The following is an 18,134-nucleotide window of genomic DNA, read 5'->3' on the forward strand; positions in this document are numbered from 1 at the left end:
CGCGGCCGCTACCGCGCCCCTTCATCGCTTATTCCGTCGTCTGCAGCCGTTCAGCCAATCCGCTGCGACGCTGGGTCGGCGTGCGAATGGCCCGCAGCAGCACCGCGTCCGTGGCGTACAGCGAGAGCTGCTGACGCGCACGGGTGATCGCGGTATAGACCAGTTCACGCGTCAGCACCGGCAGGAAATGGTTCGGCAACACCAGAACCGTATGCTCAAACTCCGATCCCTGGGACTTGTGCACCGTCATGGCATAAGCGGTTTCATGCGCCGGCAAACGGCTCGGCTGCACCGACTTGATGCTGCCGTCCGGCAGTTGGAAATGCACGCGCAGCTCGCCGCGCTCATCCGGCAGAGTAATGCCGATATCCCCATTGAATAACCCCAGCGCGCTGTCGTTGCGGCCGATCATTACCGGCCGCCCCCGATACCAGCGGCCGAGCACGCCCGGTTTGCGGTCGATCAGACCGGCGCGCTGCAGCCCGAGTTCAATACGTTCATTCAGGCCGGCGACGCCGAACGGCCCTTCACGCAGCGCGCACAGCACCTGGAAGCGGCTAAAGGCGGCCAGCACCACCGCCGCATCCGCGCCTTCGGCAGTCAGCCGCAGATAGTCGCGATAGCCCGCCACGCACGCGTCCAGCAGCGCCAGATACTCTTCGCTCGTCGCCAGCGCATAGCCCGCGACATCGCCGAAACGGCCGTTTAATGCCGCCAGCGCGCGATCCCCCGCACCGGCGTTGACCGCCAACGCCAGTTGACCGATGCCGGAACGGGCGTCGAAACGATAGCTCTTGCGCAACAGGCACAGGCTGTCGCGCACCGCCGCTTGCGCGTCGGCCCGCTGCCCAGCGATCGAACAACCGGTCAGGCGGCTCAGCTCTGCGGCGCGCGCCTCGCTGTATCCCTGCTCGGCAAAACGGCAAATATCCCCCAGCACCGCGCCGGCCTCTACCGAAGCCAGCTGATCGCGGTCGCCGAGGAAAATCACCCGGGCCCGATCGGGCAACGCCGCAATCAGGCGCGCCATCATCGGCAGATCGACCATCGAGGCCTCATCCACCACTAACACATCCAAATGCAGCCGGTTACCGCGGTGATAGCGCATGCGCTGACTGTTGGGTTGCGCCCCCAACAAACGGTGCAACGTCGCCGCCTCCGTTGGGAACAACGCCTGCTGCGCCGGGGTCAACGCCAGCTGACGGCTGGCGCTGCCAAGCGACTCCGTCAGGCGTGCCGCCGCCTTGCCGGTTGGCGCCGCCAGCTGAATCCGCAAGCGCGCGCTTTCATCCAGCTGCACCAGCGCCGCCAGCAGTTTAGCGACGGTGGTGGTTTTACCGGTGCCCGGTCCACCGGAAATCACCGCGATGCGCCGCGTGGCAGCTACCGCGGCGGCGATCTTCTGCCAGTCGGGTTCATCGCTCGCCGCGCCGAACAAGCGGTCGAGAATGGCGCGCAACGCCTCCTCCGGCACCGTCAGCGATTCACCTTCACCGCCGATAAACGCCGCCACTTCACCTTCGTTTTGCCACATGCGTTGCAGATATAAGCGCTGCCCACGCAGCACCAGCGGCGTAGCGCCGCTGCCGTCCCCAACCGCCGCGCTGCTCGCCAGGCGCTGCTGCCAACGTGCGCTATCCGGTCGCCCGGCCGCCTCCCATAGCGCCAGCGCCAGCGCCGGTTGGCGCCCTTCAAACAGCGTGTCCGCCTGCAGCTGCTCCAGCATCAGGCAAACATGCCCCGCCCCCGCCTCTGCGCTCAGACAGGCGGCGGCCAGTAAAATATCAGGCTCGTCTTCGCTCGCCACCACGCGGGCGAACTGCACGTCCAGCGGGCGCAGCGCGCCAAGCGCCACCGCCTGCTCCAGCAGTGCGATCATGATTTTTCCTCCGTCGCCGCAGCTTCGCCGCTGAACAAGCTATCCATTCCCGCCACCAGTTCAAACGCGGGGAGACAGGTGAAAATGCCGTTGCCCGGGTGCGCCGCATCCACGCCGCGCAGGAACAGATAAATCACCCCGCCGAAATGGCGCCGGTAATCATAATCCGGCAACCGATGGCGCAAATAACGATGCAACGCCAGCGTATACAGCTGGTATTGCAGATCATAACGATGCTCCGCCATCGCCTGCTCCATCGCCGGCCGGGTATAGGCGCTGCTGTCCTCCCCCAGCCAGTTGGACTTGTAGTCCAGCAGGTAGTATTTGCCTTGCCAGCAGAACACCAGGTCGATAAAGCCTTTCAGCATGCCCTGCACCTGATGGAAATCCAGCGCCGGGCAGCGGGCGGAAAGCGGATCGTAACGCTTCACCAGAGCATCGAGCTCCTTCGCCTGCAACAGCCGGTTGATCGGTAAATAGAACTGCAGCTCTGCCTGCTTATGCTGCGGCGTCAGCGCCGCCAGCGTCACGCCGCTGTCATCGAGCGGCGTATTGAGCAGCACCTGCATCCACGCCAGCAGTATCGGTTGCCAGTGTTCGGCAAACCCTTGCTGCTGCAGCTGTTCCAGCAGCCACTGTTCGTCGAGCGGCTGGGTGAAGTCCAGCGTTTCAAACAGGCTGTGCAGGAAGGTGCCGGGCGTTGCGCCGCGCGGGAAGGTATGCGGTGTAAGCGCTGGCTCACTTTCTTCCCCGCGCTCACCGGCCGCGTCGACATCCAGACGCGGCAGCAGATCCTGCATCAGGCTCGCGCCGTGCTGTTGCAAACCGGTATAGCTGGTCACCCGCCAAAAATCCTGGATCCGCCGGGTAAAGCTTTTCGCCGCCAACGCTTCGGCCAGCGACGCCTGGGGTTGCCAGGGTTCTGCATCCGGCGGTTCAACCAGCGACAGCGCGATACCGCCGCCCACCAATTGCTGCAGCCGCTCCTGCAGATACACGGCGTCGCCGGGCTGCCCGCCCTGCACCAGATAGCCCAATGCGCTGCGGTGCAGGTCGGTATCGCCCTGTTTCTTGCGCGTGCCTTGGAACAGCGGCGCAATGCCGATACTGCAGTGGTACACCGAGCGGGTCAGCGCCACATACAGCAGACGCAGATCCTCCGCCAACCGCTCCTCCTCCGCCCAGGCCTGGCTCTCTTCATTGGCGTCGAGGTCCAGCAGCGCCTGGAAACTGTGGCGATCGTGATACAGCGCCTGCTGCTGCTGGCGGAAGTTGCCGACGAACGGCAGCCACACCAGATCGAACTCCAGCCCCTTGGACTTGTGGATCGTGATCACCTGCACCAGATGCCGGTCGCTCTCCAGCCGCAGTTGCTGATTGTCGGACTGGCGATTAGGCTGAGCGATCTGCTGCGCCAGCCAGCGCACCAGCGCATGCTCGCTGTCGAGCTGCGCCGCCGCTTCTTGCAACAGCTCCCCCAGATGCAGCACGTCGGTCAAGCGACGCTCGCCGCCGGCGCTGGCCAGCAGGTTCTCCGCCAATTGGCGCGCTTTCATCACCTCGCTCAGCATCGGCAACACGCCGCGGCGCAGCCAGAGCGTGCGGTAATTGTCGAATTCATTAACCAGCGCGTCCCAGGCGCGCTCATCGCGGCTCAGGCCGTCCAGCGTCGGCGCGTCCAGCCCCATCAGCCCGGTGGCCATGGCGCTGCGCAGCGTGCGCTCCTGCTCCGGCGCCAACACCGCCTGCAGCAACCACAGCAGGTCTTTGGCCTCCGGGGTGTCAAACACGCTGTCGCGGTTGGACAGGTAGACCGACGGAATAGACAGCGCGCTGAGCGCATCGCGCACCAACGCCGCCTCGTTGCGGCTGCGCACCAGCACCGTGATATCAGAGGCTTGTACCGGCCGTGACGCCTTGCCGCTCTGCAGCCGCGCCAGGCCCTGCTGCCCGGCGCTGAGCCAGTCGCGAATTTGCGTGGCGCACAGGCGCGCCATTAGCTGTTGGTAATCACTTACACCCGCGCCTTCCCCCTGCTGCAGCCAGAACTGCATCGCCGGCTGGGGCTTGCCGTGCAATTCAAACGCCAGCCCTTGGTTCTTTTCCGCCGCGTTAACCTCAATAAAGGGGATTTGGCCGAACAGGAAAGGTTTTTCTACCTGAGAAAACAGGTGATTGACGCTGGCGACCATCGACGGCGACGAGCGCCAGTTGGTCTCCAGCGTATAGTGGGCGCTCACCTCTGAACGCGCGCGCATGTAGGTAAAGATGTCGGCGCCGCGAAAGGCGTAAATCGCCTGCTTGGGATCGCCGATCAGCAGCAGGCCGCAATCAGGCCGGCCGACGTAAAGTTTTTGGAAAATACGGTATTGCTGCGGATCGGTATCCTGGAATTCATCGATCATCGCCACCGGATAGCGCTGACGGATCGCCTGCGCCAACTGTTCGCCGCCGCCGCTTTGCAGGGCGCTGTCCAAACGGCTGAGCAGGTCGTCAAACCCCAGCTCGGCGCGCTGGCGCTTTTCCTGCTGAATGGAGGTGCGGATCTCGCTAAGCGCGCGCGCCATGATCAGGTCGCGCAGCGTCAAGGGTTCATCGAACAGTTCGTCTATCGCCGTGAACAGCGCATGACGCGGCGGCTCGCCCTTCTTGGTCTTATCCAGCAGCACCGACTGGCGAAACTTGTCCAGCTCCTTCGGCAGTTGGTAATCCTGGGTCTCCTGCCCGCTCCATTCGCCGACCTTGTTCAGCCAGTTCGGCAGGTGTTTGCTGCTGTAGCTGCGCTTATCGACGCCGGACTGGGCGATTAACGCCTCAAGATCGCCCGCCGCCGCCCGCCATTGCGCCTTGATAGCGTCGATGCGCGCGACAATCTGCTCGTGGCGCATCAGGACGGTTTCTTCGTCCTTCGGCGGCCGCCGCAGCGCCGGCGCTTCACCGTGCAGATAACCGGAAAGGTCGGCCAGCAACGCTTCCGGGCCGCTCCACTCCTGGCTGACCGCACGCGCCACGCCCAGCGGCAACGGATAGCAATGACGCCGCCAGAAATCGGCGCAGGCCTGCCGCCGCAGCGGCAGTTCGTCCTGTACCAGCGTTTGTTCAAACAGCATGCCGGACTCGAAGGCGTTGTGCGTCAACATCCGTTGGCAAAAGCCGTGGATAGTGTAAATCGCCGCTTCGTCCATCTGCCGCTCCGCCGCCAGCAGCTGCGCAGCGGCGTCAGACAAATCGTCAATTTCTTCCATCAGCGCCGAAAACAGCGGGTTAGCGCTGATGCCGCGCACGCAGGCGATGCGCAGCCCGTGGATATTGTCGCGGATACGCCCGCGCAGCTCCTCGGTGGCGGCCTCGGTAAAGGTCACCACCAGGATTTCTTCGACCGTCAACGGGCGGGGAAACGCCGCTTCCCCCCCCAATCCCAGCAGCAAGCGCAGATACAGCGCGCCGATGGTAAAAGTTTTGCCGGTGCCCGCCGACGCCTCGATCAGGCGTTCGCCAAACAGCGGCAGCGTCAGCGGCTCCAGCCTCTGCGGGGCAATTTCCGTCATGGTGTTGCCACTTTACGCGGCAAAATCTGCTGCAATGCCGACGCGTTCGGATAGGTGACCCAATCCTTAGGCGCCGCGTAATCCGCCTTGTCTTGCCCGCTGCCGCTGACCTGCGACAGCACCGCCAGCCCCTGTGGCTGGATCACCGCCTGGTGGAAATAATCCGCCAGTTTGGCCGGCGTCAGCTGTTGCACCTGCGCGATCAGTTTCTGACGAGTATCGAAGGCGAAGTTGCCGCGATCGAAATCGTTGGCGAACCGGCTGGCCTCTTCGCTCAGAGTTTGCGGCCGCTGTTTCAGCTCATTGATGAGCGCCTGTTTGTACTGTTCAAAGTCCGCCTCGCTCATGTCGCGCAGGCGTTTCTCGGTTTTCGGGTAGAAATCCTGATAGCGCTGGTACAGGTAGGCCGGCTGTTTGCTGTTGCTCTGCAACAGGAAGCCCACGCCCCACTGGCGCCCCACCGACATCGGGAAAGCGAAGACCGCGTACCCCAATTGCTCCTGAGTGCGCAGCTGGCTGTAGAACCACGGCTGAATAATCTGCCCCAACAGCGAGCTGTAGGCCATGCCGGTCACTTCGTCGTAACCGGTCGGTACGTAGACCGCCGCCAGCGCCGAGTCGGTGCTGCTGCCTACCTGTTGCAGGTTGGCCAGCTGATTCTTGTCCACCACCACGTCTTCGCCGTGCCACCACTCAATACCGGTACAGCCCAGACGGTGCTTCAGCGTCGACGCCAGCGTATCGACCTGTTGCTTGCTCATGTTGCCCACCACCAGCAGCTCCGGCGTGGCCTCGGCCAGCAGGCTGTCGCGATACGCCAGCACGTCTTTCAGCGTCAGCGTTTTCAGCACTTCGCGGCGCTCGCTGCGTTCGGAATACGGCACGCGGGAAACCATCTGCACCGGCTGAATGGCCAGTTCAAACGCCTTGCCCTTCTCGGCGGCGTCCAACTGCTCCAGGTACCAGGACTTGGCCTGCGCCAGCTGATCTTCCGTCGGCGTGAAGCTGGAATAGCCCTCGATCAGCGCCGTCAGCAACTGCGGCAGGCGCTGGGTAAAGCCGTTGGCGTTAAACATCAGGCCGTTGTTCGGCGACGTCGAGAAACTCAACCCGCCGACCGACGCCTGATAGCTCAGCTGATCCAGCGCCAGGCCGGCCAGATAATCCGTCAGCGAGAACAGCACCTGGTTGCGCGCGGAATCCATGGTCTTGGCGTTGCGGAAAGCGACGGTGACGTCGGCCTTCGGCTCATCGGCGAAGTAACGGCTCGGCATATACAGCACGCGCAGGCCGGGCTTATCCACCACCATTTCCGGCTTTTTGAATTCATGCGACGGTTTGGTCAGGGTGAAATCATCCGGAATATACGGGTTGAGCGCCGGCAATGACAGGGAAATGCCGCTGCCCAACTGCTGCCACTGCGTAAAGCGCTGTGGCGTGATTTTGTCGACCTGGTAAGGCGCATTGACGAAATAGGCCGTCTTGTTGTGCGGCTCATCGGGGCTGACGAACCAGATGCGCGCATTTTGCGGCGTCATGGCGTCCAGACGTTCAGCGATCGCCTTAGGATCATAGCGATCGGCCAGGTAAGGCGCGTCCAGCGCATGCTCAACCGGCACGCGCAGCATAGTGTCCACCAGCCATTCGATGTAGTCCATGTCGCGCGTGATCGACGGATAGCGGAAGTCCAGGTTCAAAACATGCGAGATTTCGTCGAAGTAACTCTGCTTGATACCTTCGCTGCGCAGCATTTTCAGGTAGTTGAAAATGGCGGCGACGACTTGGTCGCGCTGGGCCAAGCCTTTGTCAGTCAGCGAGACGCTGATGGCGAAGACGCCGCCGTTGCGATCCACCATCGGATCGGCGCCGGCATTGATGGCGTCCGCCAATCCCTGCTTCTGCAACCAGTCGGACAGGGTATTTTTACTGCGGTTGCCGATCAGGTAACCGATGTAGGTATCGGTTTTGCTGCGAAACGCGGCGCTGTTGTTATCGATGCGGAACTCAACCTTCAGCTGCTTGCGCGGCTGCGCCGGCACATAGTGAATGATGATGCCCTGCTGCTCCGGCGTGACGGCCGGTACGGTGATCGGCGGCACGCTGGCGTCATGATTCGGCACGCGGCCAAAGGTTTTTGCAGCAATGTCAGCCAGCTGCGGCAGCGGTTGATTGCCGTACAGCACTCCCATCATCAGATTGGCGGAGTAGTAGCGCTTATAGAACCCCGTCAGCTCATCGTGCAACTTGCTGCCCGGCTTGTCTTTCAGCGTGTCCAGATTACCGCCGGAGAAGCGCGCGCTCGGGTGCGCCGGGTTGAGGGTTTCCGCACCGACCTGCGCCATACGCATGCCGTCGCGCGAACGCGCCATCGTCAATTCTGCATTCACCGCGTTGCGCTCGCGATCGGCATTGCCCGGATCCAGCAGCGGCTCCGCAATAGCGTCGGCCATGCGATCGACCGCCGGCTCCAGCGCGTCATTCTCCACTTCCAGATAGAAGGCGGTGCGATAAGACGCCGTGCTGGCGTTGTGGCTCCCGCCGTGCTTTTTCAGGAATTCGGACAGGTTTTCCGGCTCGGGATAACGTTTGGAGCCCATCAGCACCATATGTTCCAGATAGTGCGCCAAGCCCAGTTGGCTGTTCGGATCTTCGAGCGACCCGACCGGCAATGCCAGCGCCGCCAGCGATTTCGGCGCCTGGACATCGGATACCAGCAGCACCGTCATGCCGTTAGCCAACTTGATCGCCTCGTACTGACGCGGATCGTGCTCGCTTTTGTTGATCTTCTCCGCCAGCGGTTGCCATCCTTGTGCGGCCCAGCTCAACGGCGCCCAACACATAGCCAATAATACCAGCCCGGTGATGCGGGCCAACTGTCTGCGCATATCCAAAATAAACCCCTATTCTGACATCGCCACGCCCACTCCCTGACGCTGGCGACGTACATCAAAACCACATAACCAAATCTGTACTCGCCGGGTTCTTCGCCAATGTGGCGCCCCAAAACGCGGCGGGTATATGCCTGTACGTTATGTAAGACCGGGAATTACCCCAATGGTTGAATATAACCTTCGTTATTTTTACCACCTCCCGCCGCACAGCACCACCGGGGGATTGTTACCCCAGGTTATGACGCGCCACCGGCAGCAGATAACGCTCTGTTTCGGCCAGTATTTGCGCCAGGTAGTCATTGTCCAATTGGCGGAACACTCGCTGAACATAGGGATCTTCCCCTTCTCCTGGAATGCGCTGATCGCCCTGCCAAGCCTGCAGCAATTTGGCGCGAGCCTTTGTTTGCGCTTCTTCCTCCCAGTCGATTTGCTGCGTTTCCGGCTGATAGCACTGACTCAGCCACGCCCAGCCGCTCTTGTTCAGCAACAACAGCGGCTGACACAGACCGCGCTGATAGCCCGCCAGCAGTTCCGCCAGCTGCGCATGCGCGTCTTCGGGCGTAAGCGCGGCAAAGCGCCAAGCGGAGTTCTTGCGACCGTACATGCGGCTCTCGCCGGTGCCGCCGGCGCAGCAGTACACCAGGTGCTCCAGCCACAGCAATATGCCGTCCACCGCCGACAACGTGGCGGGCCGCCAGCGCAACAGGCCGTCATCCTGCACCTGATGCAGCCAGCCGCTGAGGCGCACGCCGGCGATATCGATATCCAGCTCCAGGCTATGGCTCTCTGCGCGTTCCGCACGCACCTGTTCGGCCAGTTCGCTCATCTCTTCCTGCTGCTTTTGCCAATAGATTTCTCCGAATGCGCCATAGGGCAACCCCCCGGCGGCGCGCACCCGCTGGAATAGCTGCTCGGGATCGTCGCCGTCAATCAGGGTATTCAGCAGTTGGCTGTTGAACTGGTAGCGGCTGAGGTTATCCAGCGTGAAGGGCTCTTCGTCCGGCAGCTCGGTCTCTTCCAGGATAAAGCTGACGCCCAACCGCAGTTGGAAGAAGGCGCGAATAGGATGGCGGTAAAACCGCAGCAGCTCCTCTAACGCTATTTGCTGCAGCACTTCGGCGGGCAGCGGTTGGTTGAAGGCCGGGTGCGCCGCCCCGCGCCCGTCGGCGGCGGGCAGCCACTCGGCGGCATAGCTTTGCGCTTCCGAGCCCGGCAAGAAATTCTCGGCGGCGAACGGCATGCGCGCATGCCACTTCAACAAATGCTCGCCCACTCGCCGGGCGCTGTCGTCTGCGGTGCGCGCCTCGTCTCCCGGCAGGCAATAGCTTTGCTCCAGATACTCCAGCAGCTCGGTAACCAGCACCGAAGGATAGCGCGGGCTGTTGTCCTGAATGGAACGGCCAATGAAGCTGATATACAGCCGTTGTTGCGCGGACAGAATCGCCTCCAGGAACAGATAGCGGTCGTCATCGCGCCGGCTGCGGTCGCCGCGCTTGACCTGCTGCGCCATCAGATCAAAACCCAACGGCGGCAACGTGCGCGGATACACGCCGTCGTTCATGCCCAGCAGGCACACTACCTTGAACGGAATCGAGCGCATCGGCATCAGCGTACAGAAGTTGATTTGCCCGGCGAGGAAGCGCTGGCTGATGCGCTCCTGATCGAGGCGCGCCGCCAAATCGTCGCGCAGAATCGTTAAGGGCACGTCATCCGGATAGCGCGCCGCCAGGCCAAAATTGATGGCCTGCTGCCACTGCTGCTCGATCAATGCCAGCACCACTTCGGTATCGCTATCCGCTTCGAAGAAGGCATCCAACAGCTGTCGGCACAGCGGTAGCCATGCCTCGAGCGAGCGCGCTTCGCTCAAGACTTGCCGCCAATGGCTCAATTGGGCCAGCAGATCCGCCAACTGCCCCGCCAGTTCGGCGACCAACCCGCTCGACTCGTCGTAAGGCAAAATGCCCTGCCAATCGCCGGCGTTGCTGTCCATGGCGTAACCGAGCAGCATGCGCGTAATGCCGAATCGCCAGGTGTGCTGGCCCGTTGCGGGCAGATCCAGTTCGCGCACGTTATCGTCGTCCAGCCCCCAGCGCACGCCGGATTCACCGACCCAGTGACGCAACAGGCGCAGCCCCTCTTCGCCAATGGCGAAACGGGCGGCCAGGGCCGGCACTTCCAGCAGCGCCAGCACCTGTTCCGACGTAAAGCGGCTTTGCGGCAAATCGAGCAGTGAGATGAGCGCCTGCAAAGCCGGATGCGCCTGCCGCGCTTTACGGTCAGAAATGGCGAACGGCAGGTAGCGCTCGGCGGGAGCATTGCCGAACACGGCCTGAATATAAGGCGTATAGCTGTCGATATCCGCCACCATCACGATGATGTCGCGCGGCGTCAACGCGGGATCCTGCGCCAGCATGGTCAGCAGTTGATCGTGCAGCACCTCCACTTCCCGCTGTGGGCTGTGGCAGGCGTGCAGGCTGAGGGAACGATCTTGCGGATCGAGCCTGCGCTTGCTGAAACTACTTTCCAGCGTTTCCGCCGTGATGCCGATCACCGCGTGATCTTCCAGCTCCAGCATATCGCGTTGAACGGCGTGCAGCATGGTATCCGCCGGGATATCGACAAAGGCGTCGACCTCTTGCGCCCCTTCCATCTGCGACAGCAAATAAAGGTGATCGCGCCCGAGCTTGCCCCAGGAGGCCAGCAGCGGGTTACTGAGCTGCTGCTGCCCTTCAGCGTCAAACAGACGCGCCGCGTCGGCCGGCTCGCGAAACAGCCCTTGCTCGCGCGCCTGATGATAGTGACGGCGCTTGCGGCTCTGCAAGCGGGCCAGGAAAGCGTAATCCTGAATGTCGCCCCAGTAATAACGACAAGGGTTGGTGAACATCAGGTGGATATCGATATGCCGCCCCAGCGCCTGCAGCGCCTCCAGATAGACCGGCGGCAACGCCGAGATGCCGCAGATAAACACCCGCGGCGGCAAACCGGGCGGGCACGTTGTTGCCTGCTCCAGCGCGTGGATAAAGCGGCTATACAGATTGGCGCGGTGCCATTCCGGCTGCCCCAATTCGCGCGTGTACTCCACCAGCCGCGCCCAGAGCGGCGCCTGCCACTGCTGAGCCTCGGGCAGACCGTCGATGCATTCGCCGCGCTGCCAGCTCTCCAGCCACTGCGGACGATAAACCAAATACTGGTCGAACAGGTCGGCAACCCGGCCGGCCAATTGGTGGATTTTTCGCTTGTCGCCGTCATCGGTGAGATAGTGCTGCAGTGGCGCGAACGCCGGCTGGGTCAGCATCTCCGGCAGCAGCCACATCAGCTTCCAGGTCATGGCGTCCTTGCTGAAGGCGCTCTCTTTCGGGATATCCGGCAATACGCGGGTGAACATGTCCCAAATGAAGGTCGCCGGCAGCGGAAACGCGACATTGGCGGCGATGCCGAACTGCTCCGCCAGCTGCATTTGCAGCCATTGCGCCATACCGGGGCTCTGAACCAGCACCACTTCCTGTTGAAAAGGATCGGCCAACGGATCTCTGGCTATCAGCGCGCTGGTCAGCGTTTTCAATAAATCCAGCTGATTGGAATGATAAACCGTGAACATGATGGCTCCTTTAAAACAAGATACGTACCGGCTCAAAAACGGGTGCAATACCAGCGGCTCAGCGTCGCCCACTGCCGTTGCGGAGTTTGTACTCTGACCGTCAATCGGCGGCAATCCGCATCCGCGCCGTCGAACGCCGTCTCGCGTCGCCAGCCTTCCGGCAGCGGTTCGGCATCGAGCCGACCGGTGACGGCGAACGCCTCCAACTGCTGATGCGCCATCACCCAGGCTTGCCGGTAGTGCCACTGGCGCTGGAACGACTGCAACAGCACCTGATGATACTGTAACAAGCCCAGCAGCGACACCGAGAACAACAATGCCGCCACCAACACTTCCGGCAGGCTGAAGCCGTTGCGGGATAACCGCCCTGCGCGAGCGTTAACCCTCACAGTCGGCCGGCCTTTTCTCGGGGCAAAAATCCAGCCGGCCGCCCGGCTGCGCTTGCACCCTGCCGACCGATTCCGCACCGTCAAACGCGCCCCATTGATACAGCCAAAGCGGCTCACCGCCGCGCATCTCCCCAAGGCCGCGTACCGTCACGACGCCCGCTCTGGCAGACAGCCGGGCGCAGGCCGTCAGTTCCGCGCGCTGCCTGCATAACCAGGCCGCCGCACTCAGCTCGGCGCGCGGCCAACGCTGGAGCATGCCCCAACTCAGCGCCGAAGCGGCCTGATTGTAAGCCTGGAGGTAGCGCTGCTGATCGGCGGCCAGTAACAGCGCGTTATCCAATTGCCGGTGCTGGGCATTGAGCAACATCAACCCCAACGCCAACAGCAACATTACCGCCGCCAAAGTGCTGCCGCCTCGCTGGCTCCACCGGTTCATGGCAACGCCGCCATTTCGACGTTCCCGCTCAGGCTGCGCCTGATACGCGCATCGCCGACAGAGCGCCCCGCCAGAGTCAAACGGCCCAGCGCACCGCCATGCTCCCCGCGCTCTATCGCCACATGAAACCGCTCAATGCGCACTTCGTCACGATCGAGCAGCCGCTCCCAGCCGCCGCCGTCGCATTGGCTTACGCCACGCTGCCCTTCCAAGCCGCCATTGCGCAGCCGATAACCGAAATAACCTGCATCCTCGCCCGAGGTGAGCCATTGCCCGCTGCGGGTGATGTCGTAAGCGACGATAACGCAGCTGCCCGCCGCTTCTCCCGCCGCCTGGCCGATCAGCAGCGGGCGGCCGGCGCACTGCCCGGCACAGAAACCGGCGCGGCGCAGGTCTTTCTCGATACCGAACGCCAGTTGCCGCAGCGTTGACTCCAGCCGAAAATGCTGGCCGACGGCCACGTTTTGCTGGCGCAACAGCGGGTAGGTTTTCGCGGCGCCGAGCGCGATCACGCTGCCGAACACCAGCGCCAACATCACCTCCGGCAAGGTAAAACCGCGTTCGACAGTCAGCATGGCGCGATCCCCCTTATCCGGAGCCCTTCGCTGCACAAACGCAGCCGCCCTCGGGCGGACAGCACCAGCCGCAGGCCGCCTGCCTCGTTGCTGAGCAGGATGTGCCCCGCCTGCGCGGTATTGCGCAAGCCGTAAAACCCGATCTCTTTGTCGGTGTAGCCGCTCAAAACGACGTCGCGGTAAGACGGTGAGAAAACGGAACCCTCGGCGGAAGCGCAATCCGGCGGCGGCACACCGCCGCCCAGGCACCAGGGCGTGCCGTTCTTGAACCACAGCAGCGTCGTGCGGTTGCGCCAGTTGGCGTCCGCCTGCAGTCGCAGTAAAAACGCCAGCAGCTGCTGGGCAGTATGTTCCAGACGCAACATTTGCTGATGGTGGCGCCATTGACCGACGCCCCAGCCGGTGAGCATGCCGGCGATCAGGAGCGCCGCCAACAGCTCAATCAGTGTCATGCCACGCTGGCGGTCATCGATGTTCGAGAGCGTATTTTCTTTCATGCGGCCAGTTTAAGGGCCGTAACAAGGCGGTAAAGCCGCATGCGCAAGCCTTGCGGCAAGTTGCGCAATGTTTTCCCTATAGCGACAAATGGCGACAATAAAATGCGGCGCGGCGCGCAATGCGGATAAAAAAAGGGGCGCAATCGCTGCGCCCCTGGTGTGATGCGGTTAAGGTCAGATCGCGACCGGTGCCTTGATGGCCGGGTGCGGATCGTAACCTTCGATCTCGAAGTCTTCGAAACGGTAATCGAACAGCGAAGCCGGCTTGCGTTTGATCACCAGCTTCGGCAACGGACGGGGTTCACGCGTCAGCTGCAGCTTCGTCTGTTCCATATGATTGCTGTACAGATGGGTATCGCCACCGGTCCAGACGAAGTCGCCGACGTCCAAATCGCACTGCTGCGCCATCATATGCACCAACAGCGCGTAGCTGGCGATGTTGAACGGCAGGCCGAGGAACACGTCGCAGGAACGCTGGTACAGCTGGCAAGAGAGCTTGCCGTCCGCCACGTAGAACTGGAAGAACGCGTGGCACGGCGCCAGCGCCATCTGGTCCAGCTCACCGACGTTCCAGGCGGAAACGATGATGCGGCGCGAATCCGGATCTTGTTTCAGTTGCTGGAGTACGTTGCTCAGCTGATCGATCTGACGACCATCCGCCGCCCCCCAGGCTCGCCACTGCTTGCCGTACACCGGGCCGAGATCGCCGTTTTCATCGGCCCACTCGTCCCAAATGGTGACCTTGTTGTCACGCAGATAGGCGATGTTGGTATCGCCGTTCAGGAACCACAACAGCTCATGAATGATCGAACGCAGATGACATTTCTTGGTGGTCACCAACGGGAAGCCTTCCTGCAAATTGAAACGCATCTGGTGGCCGAAAATCGACAACGTGCCAGTGCCGGTACGGTCGGCTTTAGGAGTGCCCTCGGCGAGCACCTTGTTCATCAAATCCAGATACTGTTTCATTTGTTCCTCACGACAGTTGTTGCTGCGGGCGACGACGGTACGCCCAAATCATCATAATAACACCGGCCACCACCATCGGGATGGACAGGATCTGCCCCATGCTGATCACGCCGTCGAACAGGCCAAGCTGGGCATCCGGCTGGCGGAACGCTTCAACGATGATGCGGAATGCGCCATAACCGATCAGGAACAGGCCCGATACGGCACCCATCGGCCGCGGCTTGCGGATGAACAGGTTCAGAATGATAAACAGCACCACGCCTTCAAGCAGCAGTTCATACAGCTGGGACGGATGACGCGGCAGCACGCCATACTGATTCAGCAGCGGCAGCAGAGAAGGATCGGCGGCGGCGAGCGCCACGTCTTCGCTGCGCGAGCTTGGGAACAGCATCGCCCAAGGGGTGTCGGTGGTCACGCGGCCCCACAGTTCACCGTTGATGAAGTTGCCAAGGCGGCCGGCGCCCAAACCGAACGGGATCAATGGCGCGATAAAATCGGAAACCTGGAAGAAGGTGCGTTTGGTGCGGCGAGCGAACCAGAACATCACCAGAATCACCCCCATCAATCCGCCGTGGAACGACATGCCGCCATCCCAGACTTTAAACAGATAGAGCGGATTATCCAGGAACAACGGCAGGTTGTAGAACAGCACATAGCCCACGCGGCCGCCGACGAATACGCCCAGGAAACCGGCGTAGAGCAGGTTTTCCACTTCGTCTTTGGTCCAGCCGCTGCCCGGCTTGTTGGCGCGGCGCACCGCCAGCCACATGGCAAAAACGAAGCCGACCAGATACATCAGGCCGTACCAATGCAAAGAAACCGGGCCAATGGAGAAAATGACCGGATCAAATTTAGGAAACGCCAGATAGCTATTGCTCATCTATCACCACAACATGTCTGTTATTTTTCCCCATGCGGGGGCGGCAGGTGCCAAACGTCGGCGCAGGTTGTCACACGCCTTTCAAACGGCAGCGTTGGCCGCTGCGGTTTGCAAGACGACGAACATGCGTCGCGCTGAGGTTGCGCATCATAACATAGGCTTAGCGCGGTCCGGGCCGGCAGCGCGGGAAAAGTTCTGTAAAAAAATCACATCGCGCGGCGATTATCTGCCGCCGCGAATCAACCCGCCCATGCCGCGTCGCTCCATAAACGCCGCCACCAAATGGCGCACTTCCGTGGTCATTTGGGTGTTCAACACTCGGTGCGCCAACACTTCGGCGTCGGCAAGATCGATATGCCGCAGCAGGTATTTGATGCGCGCCACGCTGCGTCCGTTCATGCTCAGATTGCGATAGCCCATGCCTACCAGCAACAGCGCGCCCATCGGATCGCCGGCCAGTTCACCGCACAGGCTAAGCTGCAGCCCGGCCGCTTTCCCCTGTTCGGCGATCAGCTTCAGCACCTGCAGCATCGCGGGATGCAGGCTGTCGTACAGCGAGGCTACCCGCGTGTTGTTGCGATCCACCGCCAGCAGGTACTGGGTCAAATCGTTGGTGCCTACCGAGATGAAGTCGACGCGCCCGGCCAAATGCGGGATCAGGAAAATCATCGACGGCACTTCCAGCATCACGCCGATTTTCGGTTTCGGGATCGCGTAGCCAAGCACCTCTTCCACCTCGCGCCCGGCGCGGTCAATCAAGCGCTTGGCCTCATCGACCTCTTCCAGGCTGGTGACCATCGGCAGCAAAATGCCCAGATTGCCGGTGCCGGCATTGGCGCGCAGCATGGCGCGCACCTGTATCAAAAAAATCTCCGGCTGGTCCAGAGTGATGCGAATGCCGCGCCAGCCCAGGCAGGGATTTTCTTCGCTGATCGGCATGTAGGGCAGTTGCTTGTCGGCGCCGATGTCCAGCGTGCGCAGCGTGACCGGTTTGTTGGGGTAAAGCTGCAGCATGCCTTGATACTGCGCGACCTGTTCTTCTTCGGAAGGGAAACCGCTTTGCAACATGAACGGAATTTCAGTGCGGTACAACCCCACGCCGTCCACCCGGCCGCCCAACAGCTGTTCATGTTCCGGGCTGAGGCCGGCGTTCAACATCACCTGAACGCGTTCGCCGCTTTTCAACTGCGCCGGCTGTTCGACGTCGTCTTCCGCCAGCTTGCTCAGTTCCTGTTCTTCGCTGATCAGCCGTTGGTATTCCTGCACCAGCACCGGCTCAGGATCGACCAGCAGTTCACCGCGATACCCATCGACGATCAGCAGCCGCTGGCTGAGCAGAGAAGGCTGGATGTCGGCGCCCATCACCGTCGGCACCCCCATCGCCCGCACCAAAATCGCCGCATGCGAGTTGGCGGCGCCGTCGCGCACGACCACGCCGACCAGGCGATCCTGCGGCACTTCGGCCAGCAATGTCGCGGTCAGTTCATCCGCCACCAGCACAAAACGCGCCGGCCACTGGGTGGCCCCCTGAGTGGTGTCGTCGAGGTGGAACAGCAGGCGCTGGCCCAGCGCACGCAGGTCGCTGCCGCGCTCGCGCATATAGGTGTCCTGCAGTTTGGCGAACTGTTCGGCAAAGGCTTCTATCACCTGCTTCACCGCCCATTCCGCCACCGAGCCGTTGTCAATTTCGGCGAACAATTCGCGCTTGAGGCGGGCGTCGTTTAGCAGGTGAGAATAAAGATCGAAGATCGCCGCGCTCTCTTTTTGCGAGCTGGCGGCAAAACGCTTGCTGAAGCGGCGAAATTCCGCGCCGGCCTCTTCCAACGCCAACGTCAGGCGCTCGCGCTCGCTGGCGGTGTCCAGCGTCGACGCGCGGTAAACCTGATCGAGCGAAGGCTGGCTGCTGTCCTGCCACCCTTCCGCCACCGCTACGCCGGGCGAGGCCGCCAGCGCGCGCACGCGCGTTTGGCGATACTGGCCGAAAATGGCATTAAGCTGCGACTGTGAAAGGATCCCGGCCATCTGCGTGGCCAGGGTGACCATGAACGACTCTTCGCTTTCGTCGAACTGGCGCAGCTCGCGCTGCTGCACCACCAACACCCCCAACAGCTGGCGCCGGTGAATGATCGGTACCCCGAGGAAGGATCGGAAACGATCCTCTTTGACCTGCGGAACGTACTTGAAGCTGGGATGGCTTTGGGCATCGGCCAGGTTGATGGGTTCTGCCCGGCGGCCGACCAACCCGACGACACCTTCGTCAAACGCCAATGCGATAGTGCGCCCGCGCGGCTTTTTCAGCCCGCGCGTGGCCATCAGGTAGTAACAGCGGCGATCGTTGTCCGCCAGGTAAATGGAGCACACTTCGGTGTCCATCGCCAGACAGGTTTCATTGACCAGCAGATCCAGCGCATCCGTCAGACTGGCCGCCGCGGCCACCTTCTCTACAATTTCTCGCAAGCGCGTGAGCATAGT

General features: G+C 62.0%; 11 protein-coding genes. All 11 read right to left on the bottom strand.

Going from position 1 to position 18,134, the window contains the following annotated elements; all coding sequences use genetic code 11:
• Nucleotides 1-28: 28 nt before the first annotated feature.
• The 11 genes from recD to ptsP all read right to left on the bottom strand — a co-directional run bounded on the left by recD (nucleotide 29) and on the right by ptsP (nucleotide 18,131).
• Nucleotides 29-1,879, bottom strand: coding sequence for an exodeoxyribonuclease V subunit alpha (recD, locus tag ACSBQS_RS21755; RefSeq protein WP_434991337.1), 1,851 nt, complete (start codon nucleotides 1,877-1,879; stop codon nucleotides 29-31).
• Nucleotides 1,876-5,427, bottom strand: coding sequence for an exodeoxyribonuclease V subunit beta (recB, locus tag ACSBQS_RS21760; protein WP_434991338.1), 3,552 nt, complete (start codon nucleotides 5,425-5,427; stop codon nucleotides 1,876-1,878). The genes recD and recB overlap by 4 nt, the downstream gene beginning before the upstream one ends.
• Entirely contained in the window at nucleotides 5,424-8,312 is a 2,889-nt protein-coding gene (ptrA, locus tag ACSBQS_RS21765; RefSeq protein WP_434991353.1) for a pitrilysin, read from the bottom strand. Before ptrA ends, recB begins: the two co-directional genes overlap by 4 nt.
• Nucleotides 8,313-8,544: 232 nt before the next feature.
• On the bottom strand, nucleotides 8,545-11,916 hold the full coding sequence (recC, locus tag ACSBQS_RS21770; protein WP_434991339.1) for an exodeoxyribonuclease V subunit gamma: 3,372 nt from the start codon (nucleotides 11,914-11,916) through the stop codon (nucleotides 8,545-8,547).
• 32 nt (nucleotides 11,917-11,948) lie between these two features.
• Nucleotides 11,949-12,305: a prepilin-type N-terminal cleavage/methylation domain-containing protein gene (locus tag ACSBQS_RS21775; protein WP_015378915.1), complete on the bottom strand. Its 357-nt coding sequence runs from the start codon at nucleotides 12,303-12,305 to the stop codon at nucleotides 11,949-11,951.
• Nucleotides 12,295-12,741, bottom strand: coding sequence for a YgdB family protein (locus ACSBQS_RS21780; protein ID WP_033652126.1), 447 nt, complete (start codon nucleotides 12,739-12,741; stop codon nucleotides 12,295-12,297). The genes ACSBQS_RS21775 and ACSBQS_RS21780 overlap by 11 nt, the downstream gene beginning before the upstream one ends.
• Nucleotides 12,738-13,316 carry a prepilin peptidase-dependent protein gene (locus ACSBQS_RS21785; protein ID WP_033652127.1) on the bottom strand — a complete coding sequence of 193 codons (579 nt, stop codon included), beginning with the start codon at nucleotides 13,314-13,316 and terminating at the stop codon, nucleotides 12,738-12,740. Before ACSBQS_RS21785 ends, ACSBQS_RS21780 begins: the two co-directional genes overlap by 4 nt.
• Nucleotides 13,310-13,813 (bottom strand): prepilin peptidase-dependent protein, encoded by a 504-nt coding sequence (locus tag ACSBQS_RS21790; protein WP_033652128.1) that lies wholly within the window; start codon nucleotides 13,811-13,813, stop codon nucleotides 13,310-13,312. The genes ACSBQS_RS21785 and ACSBQS_RS21790 overlap by 7 nt, the downstream gene beginning before the upstream one ends.
• A 174-nt stretch (nucleotides 13,814-13,987) precedes the next feature.
• Complete coding sequence (thyA, locus tag ACSBQS_RS21795; protein WP_015378919.1) at nucleotides 13,988-14,782, bottom strand: thymidylate synthase; 795 nt, start codon at nucleotides 14,780-14,782, stop codon at nucleotides 13,988-13,990.
• Between the two features lie 7 nt (nucleotides 14,783-14,789).
• Nucleotides 14,790-15,662, bottom strand: coding sequence for a prolipoprotein diacylglyceryl transferase (lgt, locus tag ACSBQS_RS21800; protein WP_015378920.1), 873 nt, complete (start codon nucleotides 15,660-15,662; stop codon nucleotides 14,790-14,792).
• A 222-nt stretch (nucleotides 15,663-15,884) separates the two neighbouring features.
• Nucleotides 15,885-18,131, bottom strand: a complete 2,247-nt coding sequence (gene ptsP, locus ACSBQS_RS21805; RefSeq protein WP_033644849.1) for a phosphoenolpyruvate--protein phosphotransferase — start codon at nucleotides 18,129-18,131, stop codon at nucleotides 15,885-15,887.
• Nucleotides 18,132-18,134 lie beyond the last annotated feature (3 nt).

The organism is Serratia sp. H402Y (assembly GCF_051172415.1).
GTDB classification, from domain to species: Bacteria; Pseudomonadota; Gammaproteobacteria; order Enterobacterales; family Enterobacteriaceae; genus Serratia; species Serratia ureilytica.